The 900-nt window shown below is 74.8% G+C and carries 1 protein-coding gene and 1 pseudogene; one reads left to right on the forward strand and one right to left on the reverse strand.

From position 1 onward, the window contains the following. On the forward strand, positions 1-222 hold a 222-nt coding region (locus FNQ90_RS25055; RefSeq protein WP_323380177.1), incomplete at its 5' end, for a hypothetical protein. Positions 223-530: 308 nt separating this feature from the next. Here the strand turns inward: FNQ90_RS25055 and FNQ90_RS27860 are convergent. After that, a pseudogene (locus FNQ90_RS27860) lies at positions 531-900 on the reverse strand (hypothetical protein); the annotation flags it as partial.

Raw genomic sequence — 900 nt, forward strand, 5'->3', positions numbered from 1 at the left:
GGAGGGGTGACGGAGGGAGGCGATGGCATGACCGTCGGATGGGCTTCATGGCTGGTCTGCGCGAACTGCGCGGGTCGGGTGAGCGACGGCCGTTGCGCGGTCTGCCGGGACCGGCTGGCCCGGATGCGTCGCGAGAGCGGACCGCTCACGGGACCCATGATGTTGTTCGCCCTGGTGCTCGCCCTGTTCGCGGTGGCCCTGGTGGTGGCCCGCCCGGCCTGAACCGGGTGCGGCCCCGGGAGCGGGAGCACGGAGGCGCCGGGAGGGCGCGCGATCCGATCGTGCGCGCGCGGACGGGGCATGGGCGGACGGGGCGTGTCGGGCCGATCCCGGCGATGTCCCCCGGAAACGCGGAACGGGCCCGGAGCGATGCGCTCCGGGCCCGTTCGTCTGCCGTGGACGGGACCGCCCGTCCCGGTCACCGGCTGTGATCGGGACGGGGGATCGTGCCGGCGCCTCCGGTGAGGAACCGACGGCACGATCGTGTTCCCGGGATCCCCTACCGTTCCGGTCTCCCGGCTCGGGGAGGATCAGGCGGTGGCGGAACCCTTGGCGACGATCCTCGGCAGGTAGCGGAAGGCCACCCCACCGGCGATCATCGTCGCGGCACCGACCAGCAGCAGCATGTCACCGCCGGAGGCGCCGGTCTCGGCCAGCTCGCCACGCTCCTCGCCACCGTCGGTGGTCGGGTCGTTCTGCACGGGCGGGGTCAGGCCCTCCTCGGCCTCGGGGGCCTCGAGGCCCTCCTGGCCACCGCTCAGCTGCGGGGAACCGTTGCCACCGGTCCCGCCGGTGGAGCCGGTGCCACCGCTGGTGCCGGGGGCGGTCGGGTCGGTCGGGTCCGGAACCACCGGGTCGGTCGGGTCCGGGTCAACCGGGTCCACGGGGTCGGTCGGGTCC

The organism is Streptomyces alkaliphilus, from assembly GCF_014141535.1.
Classification (GTDB): Bacteria; Actinomycetota; Actinomycetes; order Streptomycetales; family Streptomycetaceae; genus Streptomyces; species Streptomyces alkaliphilus.